The sequence below is a fragment of the Citricoccus alkalitolerans genome (assembly GCF_039528175.1).
In the GTDB taxonomy this organism is placed as follows: Bacteria; Actinomycetota; Actinomycetes; order Actinomycetales; family Micrococcaceae; genus Citricoccus; species Citricoccus alkalitolerans.
Genome location: NZ_BAAALH010000001.1, coordinates 1,903 through 17,978 on the forward strand (window position 1 = coordinate 1,903; position 16,076 = coordinate 17,978).

The 16,076-nt window shown below is 70.0% G+C and carries 15 protein-coding genes; 4 read left to right on the forward strand and 11 right to left on the reverse strand.

What is annotated here, in order from left to right:
* Window positions 1-28 precede the first annotated feature (28 nt).
* The 7 genes from ABD134_RS00020 to ABD134_RS00050 all read right to left on the reverse strand — a co-directional run bounded on the left by ABD134_RS00020 (window position 29) and on the right by ABD134_RS00050 (window position 5,713).
* The gene (locus ABD134_RS00020) at window positions 29-388 is read right to left on the reverse strand and encodes a GNAT family N-acetyltransferase (protein WP_344225610.1); all 360 of its coding nucleotides are present in this window, start codon (window positions 386-388) and stop codon (window positions 29-31) included.
* 48 nt (window positions 389-436) lie between these two features.
* Window positions 437-1,579 (reverse strand): pirin family protein, encoded by a 1,143-nt coding sequence (locus ABD134_RS00025; RefSeq protein WP_344225611.1) that lies wholly within the window; start codon window positions 1,577-1,579, stop codon window positions 437-439.
* A gap of 24 nt (window positions 1,580-1,603) precedes the next feature.
* Complete coding sequence (locus ABD134_RS00030; protein ID WP_344225612.1) at window positions 1,604-2,014, reverse strand: carboxymuconolactone decarboxylase family protein; 411 nt, start codon at window positions 2,012-2,014, stop codon at window positions 1,604-1,606.
* Window positions 2,015-2,063: 49 nt separating this feature from the next.
* Entirely contained in the window at window positions 2,064-3,599 is a 1,536-nt protein-coding gene (locus ABD134_RS00035; RefSeq protein ID WP_344225613.1) for a DUF5129 domain-containing protein, read from the reverse strand.
* 82 nt (window positions 3,600-3,681) lie between these two features.
* Window positions 3,682-4,356 (reverse strand): NADPH-dependent F420 reductase, encoded by a 675-nt coding sequence (locus tag ABD134_RS00040; protein WP_344225614.1) that lies wholly within the window; start codon window positions 4,354-4,356, stop codon window positions 3,682-3,684.
* Complete coding sequence (gene rraA / locus ABD134_RS00045; protein WP_344225615.1) at window positions 4,353-4,823, reverse strand: ribonuclease E activity regulator RraA; 471 nt, start codon at window positions 4,821-4,823, stop codon at window positions 4,353-4,355. The genes ABD134_RS00040 and rraA overlap by 4 nt, the downstream gene beginning before the upstream one ends.
* Complete coding sequence (locus ABD134_RS00050) at window positions 4,820-5,713, reverse strand: fumarylacetoacetate hydrolase family protein (RefSeq protein ID WP_344225616.1); 894 nt, start codon at window positions 5,711-5,713, stop codon at window positions 4,820-4,822. Before ABD134_RS00050 ends, rraA begins: the two co-directional genes overlap by 4 nt.
* Before the next feature lie 152 nt (window positions 5,714-5,865).
* Between ABD134_RS00050 and ABD134_RS00055 the strand changes: the two genes are divergently transcribed.
* The 4 genes from ABD134_RS00055 to treZ are packed head-to-tail and all read left to right on the forward strand — an operon-like array spanning window position 5,866 to window position 12,540.
* A complete protein-coding gene (locus ABD134_RS00055; protein WP_344225617.1) occupies window positions 5,866-7,569 on the forward strand; it encodes an S-layer homology domain-containing protein in 1,704 nt (567 codons plus the stop codon).
* Window positions 7,570-7,610: 41 nt separating this feature from the next.
* Complete coding sequence (locus ABD134_RS00060) at window positions 7,611-8,063, forward strand: YidH family protein (RefSeq protein ID WP_344225618.1); 453 nt, start codon at window positions 7,611-7,613, stop codon at window positions 8,061-8,063.
* 29 nt (window positions 8,064-8,092) lie between these two features.
* Entirely contained in the window at window positions 8,093-10,618 is a 2,526-nt protein-coding gene (treY, locus tag ABD134_RS00065) for a malto-oligosyltrehalose synthase (protein WP_344225619.1), read from the forward strand.
* Between the two features lie 20 nt (window positions 10,619-10,638).
* Window positions 10,639-12,540: a malto-oligosyltrehalose trehalohydrolase gene (treZ, locus tag ABD134_RS00070; RefSeq protein ID WP_344225620.1), complete on the forward strand. Its 1,902-nt coding sequence runs from the start codon at window positions 10,639-10,641 to the stop codon at window positions 12,538-12,540.
* Here the strand turns inward: treZ and ABD134_RS00075 are convergent.
* From ABD134_RS00075 to ABD134_RS00090, 4 genes are all read right to left on the reverse strand, one after another.
* A complete protein-coding gene (locus ABD134_RS00075) occupies window positions 12,531-13,808 on the reverse strand; it encodes a DUF4032 domain-containing protein (RefSeq protein ID WP_344225621.1) in 1,278 nt (425 codons plus the stop codon). The genes treZ and ABD134_RS00075 overlap by 10 nt on opposite strands.
* Window positions 13,805-14,470, reverse strand: coding sequence for an ABC transporter ATP-binding protein (locus tag ABD134_RS00080; protein WP_344225622.1), 666 nt, complete (start codon window positions 14,468-14,470; stop codon window positions 13,805-13,807). Before ABD134_RS00080 ends, ABD134_RS00075 begins: the two co-directional genes overlap by 4 nt.
* Window positions 14,458-15,252, reverse strand: a complete 795-nt coding sequence (gene otsB, locus ABD134_RS00085; protein WP_344225623.1) for a trehalose-phosphatase — start codon at window positions 15,250-15,252, stop codon at window positions 14,458-14,460. Before otsB ends, ABD134_RS00080 begins: the two co-directional genes overlap by 13 nt.
* On the reverse strand, window positions 15,249-16,076 hold an 828-nt coding region (locus tag ABD134_RS00090), incomplete at its 5' end, for an alpha,alpha-trehalose-phosphate synthase (UDP-forming) (protein WP_344225624.1). The genes otsB and ABD134_RS00090, both read right to left, overlap by 4 nt.

A 16,076-nucleotide genomic window follows, 5' to 3' on the forward strand; every position in this document is an offset into this window, starting at 1 on the left:
CCGGCCGGCATTTTTCGTCTGTCTGTGTCTACCGACGCTCGAGCGCCTGCAGGTGCTCCGGCTTGGTGGCGTCCACATGCTCCTGGTACTCAGGGTGCTTCTCGATCCACCCCTTCACATACGGGCAGACGGCGACGATCCGGTACCCCTCGGCGATGGACTGGTCCAACGCGCCGCGGACCAGGGCCGAGGCGAGTCCATGGCCGCCGTATTCCTCGGACACCTCGGTATGGGGGAAAATCCGCTGACGGGTCCCACCGGCCCCCGCGTGCTCGGTGAAGTAGGTCTTGCCGGCCGGCTCGCCTGAGGCGTCCACATGGATCTCGTAGCGAGGTTTGCCGCCCTGGACGACCTGCGGGTGGTCCAGGGATGGTGTCTGCTCACTCATGGGCTCTCGTGTCTCCTTGATGGTCGGTGATGGACGTGGTCATCTGGTCTACTTCGTCGGCGGATTGGCGCGGGGCCGCATGCGGGTGGTGGGCAGCGCCGGGGCCGGTAGTGGCGCGGGGGCGCCTGCCGGGAAGTCGCCGAACTGCGGGAACGTCCGGCCATCGCGGTAGCTGGTGCCGATCGTGGCGTCCAGGAGGTCTGCGGACACGGGTGCTCCCAGGGGAGCTCCGGTCAGCGGGGAATCCTCCGACGGCGCCTCGAATCCCATCTCGGCTTGGTAGGCGGCGCGCCAGGCCACGATCTCCTCGTGGGTGCGGCCCACGAAGTTCCACCACATGACGATCTGTTCGCCGAGGGGTTCGCCGCCGATCAGCAGCGCGATGACGGGGCCCGAACCGGAGGTGATCCTCAGGCGGGTCCGGCCGGGGCCGACGAAGCCGAGGTGGTCCTCGGGAATCTCGACGCCGTCCAGGGTGATGGCCCCGGTGACCTGGAGCAGGCCGTGCTCGTGGCCGGCGGGGACGTCCACCTCCAGTGTGGTGCCGGGGTCCATTCGCAACTCCACGCCCGTCAGGGGCAGGTGCGTCTTCACCGGAGAGGTGGAGCCCAGCAGGGAGCCGAGGAAGACGCGAGCGGTGTAGCCAGACCCGGTGACCGGATCCGGTCGGTGAGCCTCGAGGGACGGAGCGGTGGCACGGGCGTGCTCCGGGAAGGCATACCAGAGCTGGGCACCGTGGAGGACCGTGGTGTCCGCCGTGGAGTACTCCGAATGGGTGATCCCGGAACCGGCGTTCATGAGGTTGACCTCACCGGGGCGGACGGTGGCCCAATGACCGGCGGAGTCGATGTGGTCCACCCGCCCGGTGAACAGCCAGGAGACGGTCGCCAGCCCCGTGTGCGGGTGGCGGGGGACCGCCATGCCGCCGGTGGCGGAGACGTCATCCGGTCCGTAGAAGTCCAAGAAGCACCAGGCGCCGATCAGGGAGCGGGCCCGTTGCGGCAGGGTGCGTTTGACGGTCATGGCCCGGGGTCCGCCGAGCGGCACCGCGCGGGGCTCAAGGAGCTCGACCGTACCAGTGCCACCGGCGTGCGGGTCCACTCCGTCCGAGAGGCCCTCGGTGAAGTGCAGCCCAGTGGTCGGCTTGTTCCTGCAGACAGTCTCCTGCGGGTCAGTCTCGGTGTTGCTCATGGCGCTTGCCTCGCTTCCAGCTGTTCAACGGCGCCTGACCGGGTGGTGGGACAGGATGGAGATGCGGTTGGTGACGTTCATGGTGATGGCCAGCCACTGGACGGCGGAGTACTGCTCGTCCGTCAGCACATGGTGGCTCATCAGCTGGCTGACGTGCTGGTCCTCCTCCGCCTCACGCCAGGCAGCCAACAGACCGAGGCGCTGGGAGTCCAGTCCGGCGTCGATTCCCTGGCGGGTGTGGACCTCGAGGCAGTAGGCGCAGCCATTGATCTGCGAGATGCGCAGGTTCACCAGCTCCACGAGCTGATCGTCGAGGCCGGCCTTCCGGGCGGCGTTCTTCGCGGCGAGGGCCAGTCCGCCCACGGCCTTCCACGCGGCGGGGTCGGACTTATCCAGGTAGAAGGCCAAGGGATCCTGGCGCACGTCGGTGCTCATGTCCATGCCAACCCCGGGCCCGTCAGCAACATTCCTTGCACCAATCACCTCAGAAGCTGGAGGAGGAGCCGGCGCCGGAGAAGCTGCCGCCGGAGCTGCCGTATCCGGTCGATGAGTTTGAGGAGGAGGCCTCCGCCTGTTCCCGCGCCGTCACCACGTGGGACTGGCCCGAGGAGTATCCGAGGTGGAAGGCGGTCGCGGTCCAGAACCATCCGGGCTGGTGCACCGTGTCCAGGATCGAGCCTGGACGGCGGGAGGCGCGGTGGCGTTCGCGTTCCAGTTCCTGCTGCAGGGTCTGGCGTTCCGCATCGGACGTGGCGAAGGCATCGATCTGGGCCTTGGCGTAGTCATCCAGCAGTCCGGTCAGGCGGACCCGCAGGGCGTCCAGGCCGTCAAGGGCCTCGTCCGGGGAGATCTGGCCGGTCTCCAGGCCGGCACCCAACCGCTCCAGCTCCCGTTCCGCCTCGGGGCGGAAGGAGCGCAATGGCGAGAGCTGGTCGGCCTTGAGCTTGTGCTGTCCGGTCACCAGCTCGTCGATCTGCCCCAGGTCCTCGCGCATCGGCGCGGTCTGGATGTCCCAGGCCTCGGGCCAGCCCGGGTACTTGTTCAACAGCGTGTTGGTACTTCCGACGGTGTCGTCCAGCTGGTCGAGTTCCTCCGCCTGTTTCATGTAGGCCGTGACGGCCTGGCGGTGTTCCTTGCGGTGCAGCTTCGTCACCGGGATGCCGGACAGCCGGTCGTTCTCCCGGGCCGCCTGCAGATAGCGTTCGTGGAAGGTGCGGTACCGCTCCAGCACCATGGCCCCGTACCTGGAGTCCTCCGGCACGGTATGGGCGTTCAGTTCGGTGGCCTCGAGATCCGTGCTGACGTTGGTGAAGGCCCGATTCCCGCGGTCCAGTTCCGCCTGGGCCTTCTGCTGCTGGCTCTTCCTGCTGGCGACGCTCACCCCTCCGACGATGCCGCCGATGACCACCAGGACCCCGCCGCCGACCCACAGTCCGGGGTGCCGGTACCAGGGACGGTTCATCACGGCCGCGGCGGACTCGGTGGCATCGAGGGCGGCCTGCGTCCAGTCGGCCTCCCGCAGGGAGTCGACCGCATCCTCCCGGATGTCCTCCTGGAGATCGAGGCCGACCTTGCGGTCCTCACCGAAGTAGACGCCTTGCAGGCGGCCCTCCGGGTCAATCGCGTAGATGAACAGACCATCCGTCCACTTCTGACCGTCGTCGCTGATCCACTCCGGATGGTTCTCACGGGCATCGGCCAGAAGTCGCTCGTTGAGGTTGGACTCGGCCTCACCGCGCTGGGTCCAGACCACCACGGTGGTCGGTTCATAGAAGGAGATTCCGTCCAGCCCCTCGAGCAGGGTCGGCTCGTGGATGACCCCGGCGCCGTCCTCGAGGATGACTTCCTCGGCCTGGTCGGCCTGGGCCGGGGAGGCCCCCGTGACGAGAGTTGCCGGCACCGCGGCCAGCAACCCGAGCGCCAGGCCGAACGCCGCCACCCAGCCGGTCGCCCTGGCAGTCGTTCTGGTGAGAGGTGTGGCACGCGGACCGGTTCGGACATGGGCGGTGTCGGTGGGCATCGGGCGTCCCCTGTTCTCGGTTGCCGGTACCGGCTTGTCGTGGTTCGGATGGGATCGCTGTGGGGGAGCCGGAGCCGTTCCCTCAGTCCTGCACCACAGTACCGCCGGTGAGGCGGGCGAGTTCGGGTGCGGACATCGGCCGATTGAAGACCGGTCCGTCCGGCTCCAGGGCCCGGCCGGCGGCCAGCCCGGGCAGCAGTACCGGGGCGAACCCCAGGTCAGCAGCCAAATGCCCGACGGCGGCCGCGGCATCCTCGCTGTCCGAGGCCACTCCCAGCGCTCGCCGCTCGGGGCCCGGGGAACGGCCCGCGGTGTCCAGGTCCCAGTGGCTGACGTGGTTCAGGGCCTTCACCACCGTGGCGCCGGAGAACCGGGCAGCCACGGCCTGGGAACTGGACCGGCCGGCGTCGAGCGCCGATTGGAGCCAGCCCGGGAGCGGCTCCTCGGCCCAGCGGTTGGTGGCGTCCACGAGGAGGCAGCCCTCCAGCCAGTCCGGGTCCACGGACTCGAGGTCCTCCTGCGGAACCATCAGGACGACGATCGGCTGTGCCGTCCCGTCCTGCGCGATCTCCGCCGCTGCCACCGCGGTGGTCCGGGGAGCGTACTGGGCCAGGTGCAGGCGCATCGAGGTGGGTGGCCGGCTGGACGCGATCCGCACGGGGAAGCCGGCCGAGGTGGCGGCCCGGGCGAGCGAGGTCCCCGCCCGGCCGGCCCCGAGGATGTTGAGGGGGCGGGAAGTGCCCGGCAGCCCTGTCACGGCGTGACCAGGATGCCGTCCTCATCCGCCCAGAGGGTGGCACCCGGGGTGAACGTCACCCCGCCGAACTCGACGGGGACGTCCGCCTCGCCGGCCCCGTCCTTGGCGGACTTGCGGGGATTGGACCCCAGGGCCTTGACGCCCAGGTCCAGGGTGCGGACCACGGCGCGGTCCCGGATGGCCCCGTGGACGATGACTCCGGCCCAGCCGTTCCGCACGGCTGCCGCGGCGATGAGGTCGCCCATGAGGGCGGACTCCAGGGAACCGCCGCCGTCCACCACAAGGACCGCGCCGTGTCCGGGGGAACTCAGGACCTGTTTGACCAACCCGTTGTCCCGGTGGCAGCGGAGGGTCCGCACGGGGCCGGTGAACAGCGTCCGGGCGCCGAGGTCCTGGAACTGCAGCGAACAGGACTGCAGCGTCTCGTCCGCGTCATAGAGGTCACACGTCGTGAACCCGGCGGTCATCGGATCTCGTTCCGCTGCAGGCCCAGGCCCTCGATCTCCGTCTCCAGGACGTCCCCGGCCTTCAGCCAGGGGCGCCGGCCGGCGTCGTTCTTCCGGGCCAGGGCGACCCCGGCGGGGGTTCCGGTGAGGATGAGGTCCCCGGGCAGCAGGGTGACCAGGTCGGAGAGGTAGGAGACGAGCTTCTCGGCGCCGAACACGAGGTCTCCGGTGGAGTCCTGCTGCATGACCTCACCGTTGACACGGGTGGTGATCGTGGCGCCGGGCACGTATTCGTCCGGCGTGACCAGCCACGGGCCGATCGGCGTGGTCTCCTCCCAGACCTTTCCCTGCGTCCATTCCGTAGTCCGGCCCTGGTAGCCGCGGACGGAGACGTCGTTGGAGATGGCGTAGCCGGCAATGTGTGCGGCAGCCTGGTCCTCGGGGATGCGGCGGCCGGGCTCGCCGATGATGATGCACAGCTCGCCCTCCCAGTCCATTCGGTGGTCCTCGGCCGGGACCTCGATGGCATCCGTGGCCCCGGTGAGCGTCTGGGCGAACTTGGTGAAGACCGAGGGGTGCTCCGGCAGCTCCAGCCCGGTCTCCAGGATGTGGTTGCGATAGTTCAGCCCGATGCAGAACACCTTGGTGGGGAACGGGATGAGCGTGGCGGGCTCCAGTGCCGAGGCGTCCAGCACCCGGGAGGGCTCCTCCGCGGCCGCGGCCAGGGCGGCCTCCACCAGCTCGGTGCGGCTCGGTTCCGGCAGGGACAGGAAGTCCCCGACGTCGACCACGCCTTCCAGCTCGACGGCGGCCGTGGCGCGGGGGCCATCGGTCTCCGTGACGAGTGCGGCGAACGTGGCGCCCGGGGTGTCTGGGTCCGAGCCCGGCAATCGATAGGTAGAGAGCTTCATGGGGATATCCCACCACACCGCCCACCCGGTCCGCTCGGCCGATGAGCGGTTGTGGGCCCCGTCACCCCGTGGAAACCTGGTTCGGTTATCATGCTCGCGGCAGAGCGGAGGGAAACGCCCTGCCCATCACTCCACCCACGAAGGGCGACACCGTGTCCCGTCAGCCTCAGTCTGCCCCGCGGCGCCGCCGCGCGGGCCTCCTCGCCACCGCCCTCAGCCTGGGTCTGCTGCTGCCGGGACTGGCTGTTGCCGCTCCGGCCGCGGCCGACTCCGAGCACTTGACCCCGCTGGACCAGACGACCGAGTTCGACGAGTCGCTCCCGGTCCTCGACGATTCCGTCCTGGACGCCGTGCAGGGCAAGAACGCCGGGCCGGACGCCGCCCGCGGCCACGCCGATGTGACGACCGCGCATTCGGGCCCCTGCAAGCAAGACTTCACGGACGTCGCGCCGAACACCACGTTCTACACCCATGTCACGTGGATGGCCTGCGCGGGCCTGTCCGAGGGGTACGCGGACCACAGCTTCGGTGTCTACCGGGAGATCACCCGCAAGGAGGCCGCCTTGATGATCTACCGGATGTCCGGGGATACCCATGAGCCGGGCACCGCCGCAGACTTCGAGGACGTGCAACCGAGAGCCGGCGACGAGGGCTTCACCGCCATCTCCTGGATGCACGAGCAGGAGATCGTGACCGGCTATACGGACGGCACCTTCCGTCCGAACCGGTCGATCTCCCGCGTGGAGCTCGCCCGCTACCTGTTCCGCTATGGCGGGGAATCCGACTACACGGCCCCGTCCGATGCGGTGTTCTCCGACGTCCCGACGACTGCACCCGCCTACCGGGACATCTCCTGGCTCTCCGAGAACGAGATGGTCGCGGGCTACGCGGACGGTACCTTCCGCCCCTCGCGGCAGGTCGGACGCGGCGAGACCGCCAAGTTCCTCTACGGCCTCGAGACGCATCTGAACGGCCAGCCGAAACCACCGGCCTCGCCGCCGAAGCCGGCCCCGAAGCCAGAGCCGGCACCCGAGCCGGAACCCGAACCCGAGATCCCGCTGGCGTACCGGTACGTGGTCATCGCCGACGACGGCCTCAACGTGAGAGCCGGAGCGGGCACGGGCCACGCGGCGCTCGCATCGCTGGCCCGCAACACGCGAGTGGTCATCACCGGTCGCAGTCAGTCCGTCGGCGGGGCCACCTGGCGGGAGATCACCGTCGGCACGGTCAGAGGCTGGGTCCACGGCGGCTATCTCATCCGGGACTTCGAGGCGGGCAACGCCAAGTCGGATGTGTCCCGACTGGGCAAGCGCTACCTCCCGGAGCGCCCGAAGCAGGGTGTCGCCATCCTGCGCGCCGACTACGAGGCGCAGCCCAACGGCTATTGGTGCGGACCGGCCTCCATGGCGATCACCCTGTCCGCGTTCCGCCTCGACTTCTCGCAGAAGTCCCTGGCCACGGCAGCCCAGACCGACCGGGAGGGGACCTGGCTGCACCAGGTGGCCCGCGTGCTGGATTATCACGCGCCGTTCGATGTCCGGTACACGGTGAAGACCATCCCCGGCGCGGACGCGAACCTGGCCCAGACCCGCGAGTTCCGCACCGGCGCGCGACGGTCCATCGACGGCGGTGCCCCCGTGGTCATCAACATCGCGGCGACCCCGGACGAGCAGCCACCACTCCATCTGGCGAAGACCGGCGGCCGGTTCACCCTGCGGCATCACATGGCCGTGGTCGGCTACAACACCGTGAACGACACGTTCCTGGTCTACGACCCGTGGACCGAGCCGTTCTGGGTGGACACGAGCCAGTTGGCCGATATGGCCGGGACACGTGGCTACACGCTGCGCAAGTAGCCGGACTCCACCCGAGTGACCATCCGGGAGACAATGGAAGCATGTACACACCGATCGACCTCCAGACCCCGCTCGTCGCCCAATGGATCGGCATCCTCTTGGCCGTGGCGGGCCTGGCCGTCGTCGCCCACGGCCTGTGGCGGCGCAAGCGCTACCGGGCCCACCTCGACGACGAGGATGCCCGCTATGCAGGGCCGGACCGGCTCAGGGATGCCGGCCGGGAGATCGTCGCCGGAGCCGGTGTGCTGGTGATCGGCGTGGCCGCCATCGTCTACTCGGTCTTCGGCAACCAGGCCTGGCAGGACGCCGTCCAGGACAACGTGGCCGCCAAGTACGGGGTCGAATCCGTGCAGGGCAAGGAATGGCGGGGCAACGCCCTCAATGCGGACCTCACCATGCCGGACGGCACGGTCCACCAGGACGTGCTGATCACCTTCGAGGACTCGGGCGAACCGCAGATTACGAGGGACCTGACCCAGCCGCCCGAGCAGTAAGAGCAGTAAGAGCGGCCGGGTTTGCTACCGTGCACCACGTGACCATCCCGCAGAACGTCCCCGCATCCACCTACCGCCTGCAGCTCACCGCGGACTTCACGCTCGACAGCGCCCGCGAGGTCCTGCCCTATCTGTGGGACCTGGGCGTCGACTGGCTCTACCTGTCTCCGATGCTCGGCGCAGAGGAGGGCTCCACCCACGGCTACGACGTGGTGGACCCCACCCAGGTGGACGACGCCCGCGGTGGGGAGACCGGTCTGCGTGAGCTGGCCGAGGCCGTGCACGCGGCCGGCGGCGGGATCCTCGCGGACATCGTGCCGAATCACGTGGGCGTGGCCACTCCCAAGGACAACGCCTGGTGGTGGGACCTGCTCAAGCACGGCCAATCCTCCAAGTACGCGATGGCCTTCGACATCGACTGGGCCGCCGGGGATTCGCGCATCTGGCTGCCCGTCCTCGGGGACGGCACCGACGAGGACCCGGAGGCCGAACTCGCGAGGCTGCGCGTGGTGGACGGGGAACTGCACTACTACGAGAATGTCTTCCCCCTGGCGCCGGGCACCGAGGAGGCGGCGCACGCCGCCGTCGGGGACGCGGCCGGAGACGAGGCTGTGGCCCGCGCCGCGCACGAGAGGCAGAACTACCGGCTGATGCCGTGGCGAGAGGCGGACGAGAACCTCAACTACCGCCGGTTCTTCGCGGTCAATTCCCTCGCCGGGGTGCGGGTGGAGATCCCGCGGGTCTTCGCCGAGACCCACCGCGAGATCCTGTCCTGGGTCCGTGACGGACTCGTGGACGGTCTTCGCGTGGACCACCCGGACGGGTTGGCGGATCCGGGTGGATACTTCGAGAACCTGCGGCAGGCCACCGGGGGGATCTACCTGCTCGGGGAGAAGATCCTGGAGGCTGGCGAACGACTGCCCGCCGCCTGGCACATGGACGGCACCACCGGTTACGACGCCCTCGGGGAGGTGGACCGCATCCTCACGGACCCGGCCGGGGCCCCTGAACTCGACGAGGTGGCCGGGCGGCTCGGCGGGTGGGGCCGCACCGAGGACCCCACCGGGGAGACGGCCGCAGCCGCCGAGGTGGTGTGGGCGGAAATGATCCACGGGACCAAGCGTGCCGTGGTGGACGGCATGCTCCGGTCCGAGGTCGAACGCCTGGGGCGGCTCGTCCCCGGACTGATCCCGGATGACGAGGAGTCCGGTGACCACCTCGTCCACGACGCCCTGGCGGAACTACTCGCCTGCTTTCCCGTCTACCGTTCCTACCTGCCGACCGGGCGCCATCACCTGGACGACGCGGCCGCGGAGGCAGTGCGCCGCCGTTCCGATCTGGCGGACGCGGTCGAGGCGCTGCTGCCGCTGCTGGCCGATCCCGACCACCCCGTGGGCGAACGATTCCAGCAGACCTCCGGGATGGTCATGGCCAAGGGCGTGGAGGACACCGCCTTCTACCGGTACACGCGGCTGGCGTCGCTGAACGAGGTCGGTGGGGACCCGTCGTCGTTCGCGCTGGAGTTGGAACGATTCCACGAGTTGCAGGGTGACCGCCAAGCGCGCATGCCCCGCACCATGACCACGCTCTCCACGCATGACACCAAGCGCAGCGAGGACGTCCGGGCCCGGATCGACGTGCTGTCCGAGATCCCGGGGGAGTGGGTCCGCACCCTGGACCGGCTCAGGGAGCTGGCCCCGTTGGGAGACGGACCGTTCGAGAAGCTGTTGTGGGAGACCATCGTGGGTGCCTGGCCGGTGGACGGCTCCCCGCTGGACCCCCAGCGGCTGGCCGACTATGCACTCAAGGCCGCCCGTGAGGCCGCGACCCGTACGACGTGGACCGAACAGGATGCGGAGTTCGAGGCCGCGCTCGCGGACCTCGCCGAGCGGGCCACCGGGATGGGCGAGCTGCGGGACGAGATCCAGCGCATCGCCGACCGGATCGCCGTTCCCGGCGTGACCAACCAGGTGGCCATGAAGCTCATCCAGCTCACCATGCCCGGCATCCCGGACGTCTACCAGGGCACCGAGATCCCGTTCCCCACCCTCGTGGACCCGGACAATCGCCGGGCCGTGGACTTCCAGGAGCGGACGGCCCTGCTGGCGCGGCTCGACGCCGGGTGGGAGCCCGAGTTCCCAGCCCCGGCAGAGCCGGAGGACGGCTCGACCCGGCCCGACGGCGCCGCGCTCGCCGAGTACGCCGCCGGACTGAAGATGCTCGTGACCTCCCGCGCCCTGCGCGCCCGCCGGGAGCACCCCGAGTGGTTCATCCGCTACCAGGAACTCGATGTCCTCGGCGAGGCATCGGACCACGTGGTCGCCTTCACCCGGGGCGGGTGCATCACCGTGGCCACCCGGTGGCCGCTGGGACTGGAGGATGAAGGAGGATGGGGCGACGCCGCCGTCGTACTGCCCCGCCAGACGATGGTGGACCTGCTGACGGGGCGCCGCTTCGGCGGGGCCTTCACGGACGGCACCACACGTCTGGCCGAGGTCTTGGAACGCCACCCGGTGGCGCTGCTGGTGCCGGAGGACGGGAACACGCTGCGATGAACGGAACAGGACACACGACAATGAGCGAAGACCTCAGCACCGAGGCGGCCGAAAGCAGCCGCTACGCGGTGTGGGCACCACAGGCGCGTGGCGTGGAACTCGTGTTCACCGACGAGGAGCCCGGGGCCGTGCACGACGCGGAGCACCGCTGGGGCGTCGTCGCCTCGGTGGGGATGGAGCCTGCCGGGGACGGCTGGTGGGTTCCGGAGCCGACGGTGGACGGCCGAGTGCCGACCGAGACCGACCACGGATACGGCTACCGGGTGGACGGCGAGGGGCCGTTCCCGGACCCGCGCTCGCGGTGCCAGCCGGACACCGTGCACGGGCCGTCCCGGCTGTTCGACAGCTCCGCGCATCCATGGCAGGACTCCGGCTGGGCCGGCCGGGACCTGCGCGGGGCCGTGTTCTATGAACTCCACCTCGGCACCTTCACGGACGAGGGCACCCTGGACGCCGCCGCGGAGAGGCTGGACCACCTGGTCTCGCTCGGGGTGACCCATGTGGAGCTGCTGCCCGTGAACTCCTTCGCCGGGACGCACAACTGGGGTTATGACGGCGTCGGCTGGTACGCCGTGGACGCCTCCTACGGTGGGCCGGCGGCCTATCAGCGCTTCGTGGACGCTTGCCACGGGGTGGGCCTGGCCGTGATCCAGGACGTGGTCTACAACCACCTCGGTCCCTCCGGGAACTACCTTCCGCAGTTCGGCCCGTACCTGACCGAGCACTCCACCGGCTGGGGCAGCGGGCTCAACCTGGACGGGCCGGACTCGGACGAGGTGCGCCGGTACATTCTGGACAACGCCCGGATGTGGTTCGAGGACTACCACGTGGACGGACTCCGGTTGGATGCCGTCCACGCGCTGCGGGACAGCCGTGCCGTGCACCTGCTCGAGGAGCTGGCCGCGGAGACGGACGCCCTGTCAGAGTATCTGGGCCGGCCGCTGGTGCTCGTGGCCGAATCGGACCAGAACGATCCGCGGCTCATCACGGCCCGGCCCGGGCCCGGGGCCGATGGGGCGGGCGGCTATGGCCTGACGGGGCAGTGGTCGGACGACTTCCACCACGCCGTCCACGTGGCCCTGACCGGGGAGACAGACGGCTACTACGCGGACTTCGCACCCCTGTCCGCACTGGCCAAAGTGCTCAACGGCGGGTTCTTCCACGATGGCAGCTGGTCTTCCTTCCGTCAGCGCCACCATGGCCGGCCCCTGGGGGAGCACCTCCCCTCCGAAGCCCTGGTGGTGTGCGTCCAGAACCACGACCAGGTCGGCAACCGTGCCGCCGGTGACCGCCTGGCGGCGAGTCTCGACGAGGGGCAGCTGGCGATCGGCGCCGCGCTGCTGCTGACCGGGCCCTTCACACCGATGCTGTTCATGGGGGAGGAGTGGGCGGCCTCCACCCCATGGCAGTTCTTCACCGCGCACCGTGAACCGGAGCTGGCGCAGGCGGTGACGGAGGGGCGGCGCCGGGAGTTCGCACGCATGGCCTGGAGCCACGACGCGGTGCCCGACCCTCAGTCCCCGGAGACCTTCGCCGCCTCGACGCTGCGGTGGAACGAGGCCGAGACCGGTCGGCACGCCCGAATGCTGGCGCTCTACCGGTCGCTGGGACGGCTGCGCGCCGAGCGCCGCGAACTCACCGACCGCGACCGCTCCACCACTCGCGCCGTGGTGGACGACGAGCGCCGCTGGGTGCGGATGGACCGGGGCGTCGAGCGCGGAGATGCGGGGGCCGACGTCGGGCCCGGTGCTGTGGTCCTGCTGGCGGCGCTGGGCGCGGAGCCGATGCCGATCCCGGACGAGGTGCGCGGATACAGTCTGCTCGCCGGCCACGGTGCCGACGGCCCCTGCACCGCGGTTCCCGTTGACGCCCGCGTTCCGTCCCACGGCTTCCTGCTCCTCGGGCGCGAGGGTCAGTCGTAGTTCTCTGAGGGAAGCTCGACTGCCTTGAGCATGGTGGTCGTCGGATGCAGCACCACGGCGTCCTCGTCCCGACGGAGGGGCAGGACGGTCTGGAGGTAGGAATCCAGGGCCTCGTCCAGTGGGACCGATCGGGACTGGTTCTCGGAGAGGTACCAGCGGTGTTCGAGCAACTGGTGCATCACCTCGGCGGGCTCGAGCTTGCCGGAGAGGTTCTGCGGAATGGACCGGGCCACGGGCTCGAAGACCTCGGTCAGCCAACGGTTCGCGGCCTCGTGCTCGTCCATCTCAGGGTGCTTGACGGCCCGGTACTCGTCGATCTCCCGCAGCAGCCGTCGGGCCTGGTTCTCCTGCACGTCCAGGCCGGTCAGCCCCAACAGTCGGCGCTGATGGTGCCCCGGGTCCACGACCTTGGGCTGCAGCACCAGTTCGGAGCCACCCCGGGTGGTGCGGATGGCGTACTCCTCCACATCGAAGCCGAGGGAGTTCAATCGGCGGATCCGCTCCTCGACCCGCCAGCGCTCGCCGGGCCGGAAGGACATGTCCGCGGTGAGCTCCTCCCACAACCGGCGGTAGGCGTCGATGATCAGCTGCGAGGTGGCCACAGGGTCCACGTCCCCCTCCACCAGGCCGCCGGACATCAGGTCCATCAGCTCACCGGCCACGTTGACCCTGGCCAGCTCCAGGTCATGCTCGCGCTGACCGCGGGACAGGGAGGGGTGCAGTTCACCGGTCTCGGCATCCACCAGGTAGGCGGCGAAGGCGCCGGCGTCACGGCGGAACAAGGTGTTGGACAGGGAGACATCACCCCAGTAGAAGCCGGCCAGGTGCAGCTCCACGAGCAATAGGGCGAGCGCGTCGATCAGCCGGGTCAGGGTGTCCCGGTGCAGCCGCCGGGAGAAGACAGCGCGGTAGGGCAGCGAGAACCGCAGGTGCCGGGTCACGAGAACCGTCGGCAGCGGCTCGCCGTCCGGATCGATGCGTCCGGCGACCACGGCCACCGGCTCCACGCAGGGAACATCCAGGCGTTCGAGCCGGCGCAGCAACTGGTACTCACGGCGGGCTGAGAATTCCGTGGTCTCCTTCACCGCGACCACGGCATCCTCAAGGTGGGCGAACCGCACCACGTGCCGGGACAGCCCGCGCGGGAGGGCGGCGAGGGCGGACTCGGGCCATTCGGCCAGGGGTACGTCCCAGGGCAGGGCGATCAACGCGGCGGTGTCCACGGCAGTACCCGAGGTGGTGATGTCCAGACCGGAACGCGGTGTCATGACACGGCAGTGTCCTCCCTCAGCTGGCCCGAGTCCAGCCGCAGCAGGCGGTCCGCCACGGACGCCACCGGCCCGGGTTCGGCGGTGGCGTACAGCGTGGTGACGTTCAGGGTGCGGGCCAGGCTACGGATCAGCCCGGCCGTGTGGTCCTTCAGGGCCGGGGGCAGGGCGGTGAGCGGATCGTCCATGAGCAGCACGGCGGGCCGGCGGACCACGGCCCGTGCGAGCGCCACCTGCTGCCGTTGTGGGCCGGTCAGTCGCTCGGGCGTCCAGCCGAGCTGCTCCTCCAGGTCCAGGAGCCGAGCGGCCTCCCGGACCCGGTCCAGCCGTTCGGCCGGCGGGACTCCGGCCACCCGCAGGGCGAAGCTCATGTTCTCCTGCACGTCCATGTGCGGGTAGAGGGCGTAGTTCTGGAACACGATCACCGCGTCACGGTCGTGCGCCGGCACCTCTGTCACGTCCACGCCGCCGATCAGCACCCGCCCGGCATCCGGCGGCTCCTGCCCGGCCACCACCCGCAACAGCGTGGACTTGCCGCTGCGCAGGTCACCGGCGATCACCGTGAACCGGCCGTCCTGGGCGCAGAGGTCCAGCCCGTACAGGGCGGGGGTCCGTGCTGAGGGGTACTGGACCGTGATGCCGCGCAGTTCTACGGACGCCATGACCGCACCGCCTCCAGCACGGTGGCCACGTCGGCCGGCCCCTCGATCCTGAACTGGGCCCCTGTCTCGCCGGGGCCGACCTTGATGGACACGTCCCGGGCCGGATCCAGCCGGGCGAATCCCCTCTCGTCCGTCACGTCGTCCCCGGCGAACAACACGGCGTCCGCCCCGGTGACGGACCTCAGCAGGTCCAGCCCCTGGCCCTTGTCCGCCCGCACCACGGCGACCTCCAGCACGTCCTTGCCGTGCCCGACGAAGAACGGGGCCAGCTCAGACCGCCCAGGCTGCCCGGCCAGGCTGCTCAAGGCCTCCTCGGCCTCGGACACGGCCCGGCGCCTCGCCTCGCCCGACCGGGCCAGCCTCACCTGCAACACCCGGGCCGCCGGCTTGGACTCCACCCACGAGTCCGGATACCGGGCTGCCACGGTCTCCAGCACCTGCCCGACGGCGGCCAGTGCCCGCGCCTGTTCCGCGTCCAGTTCCAGCGGGGGCGCCTCCGGTCCGAGGCGCCGCTCGGCTCCGTGCGACCCGATGAGCAGCGTCGGTTCAGGGGGCGAGGCGACGGCCAACAGCGAGTCCAGGGCGCGGCCGGAGACCAGCGCCGTGTGAACGCCCGGGAGCCCGGCCAGGGCGGTCATCGCGGTGGCGTTCGCCGGCAGGGGCCTGGCGTTCTCGGCCCGGTCCACGAGTTCGGCCATCACCCCGTCGAAGTCCAGCGCCACGAGGATCGTCTCCCGTGCGGCGAACTCCTGCAGGGCGGTGGCCAGCCCCGGACCGGTCATCGTCCGTCCCCCGGCGTGGAACCGTCAGTGGGACCGCTCTCGTCGAAGGGTTCGTCGACTTCGTGGTCGCGGCGCTCGCGGTCGTCGTCAGTGTCCATGAAGGCCGACTGCTGGCCGCCGTCCTCCGGCCCGGAGCGTTCTGCCGGGACCGCGCCGCCGAGGCGGTCGAGGAAGTCGCGGGACCACTTGTTCACGTCATGGGTGATGAGCTGCCGGTGCATCGACTTCATGCGCTTGGTGGCCTCACCGGGGGACATCTCGGTGGCCTCCATGATGGCTTCCTTCAGCCCGTCGATGTCATGGGGGTTGACCAGCAGGGCCTTGCGCAATTGGTCCGCGGCGCCGGCGAACTCGGAGAGCACCAGCACCCCGCCCCAGCCGCCGCGGGCCGCCACATACTCCTTGGCCACGAGGTTCATCCCGTCCCGCAGGGCGGTCACCAGCATGACGTCGGCGGCCAGATAGAGCGCCACCATCTCCTCGACCGGATAGGAGTGGTGCAGGTAGCGGATGGCGGTGTGGCCCATCGTGTCGAAGGTGCCGTTGACTCGGCCGACGGACAGCTCGATCTCGTCCCGCAGCTCCTTGTAGGAGTCCACGCTTTCCCGGGACGGGCTGGCCACCTGTACCAGACAGGCGTCCTCCACGCTCAGCCGGCCGTCCTCGAGCAGCTCGGAGAAGGCCTTGATGCGGTGCCGGATGCCCTTGGTGTAGTCCAGCCGGTCAACGCCCAGGAGGATGGTGCTCGGGTTGCCGAGCTCCTCGCGGATCTGCCGGGCGCGTGCCTGGATGTCCGGGTCCTGGGCCAGGTCCGTGATGGTGTC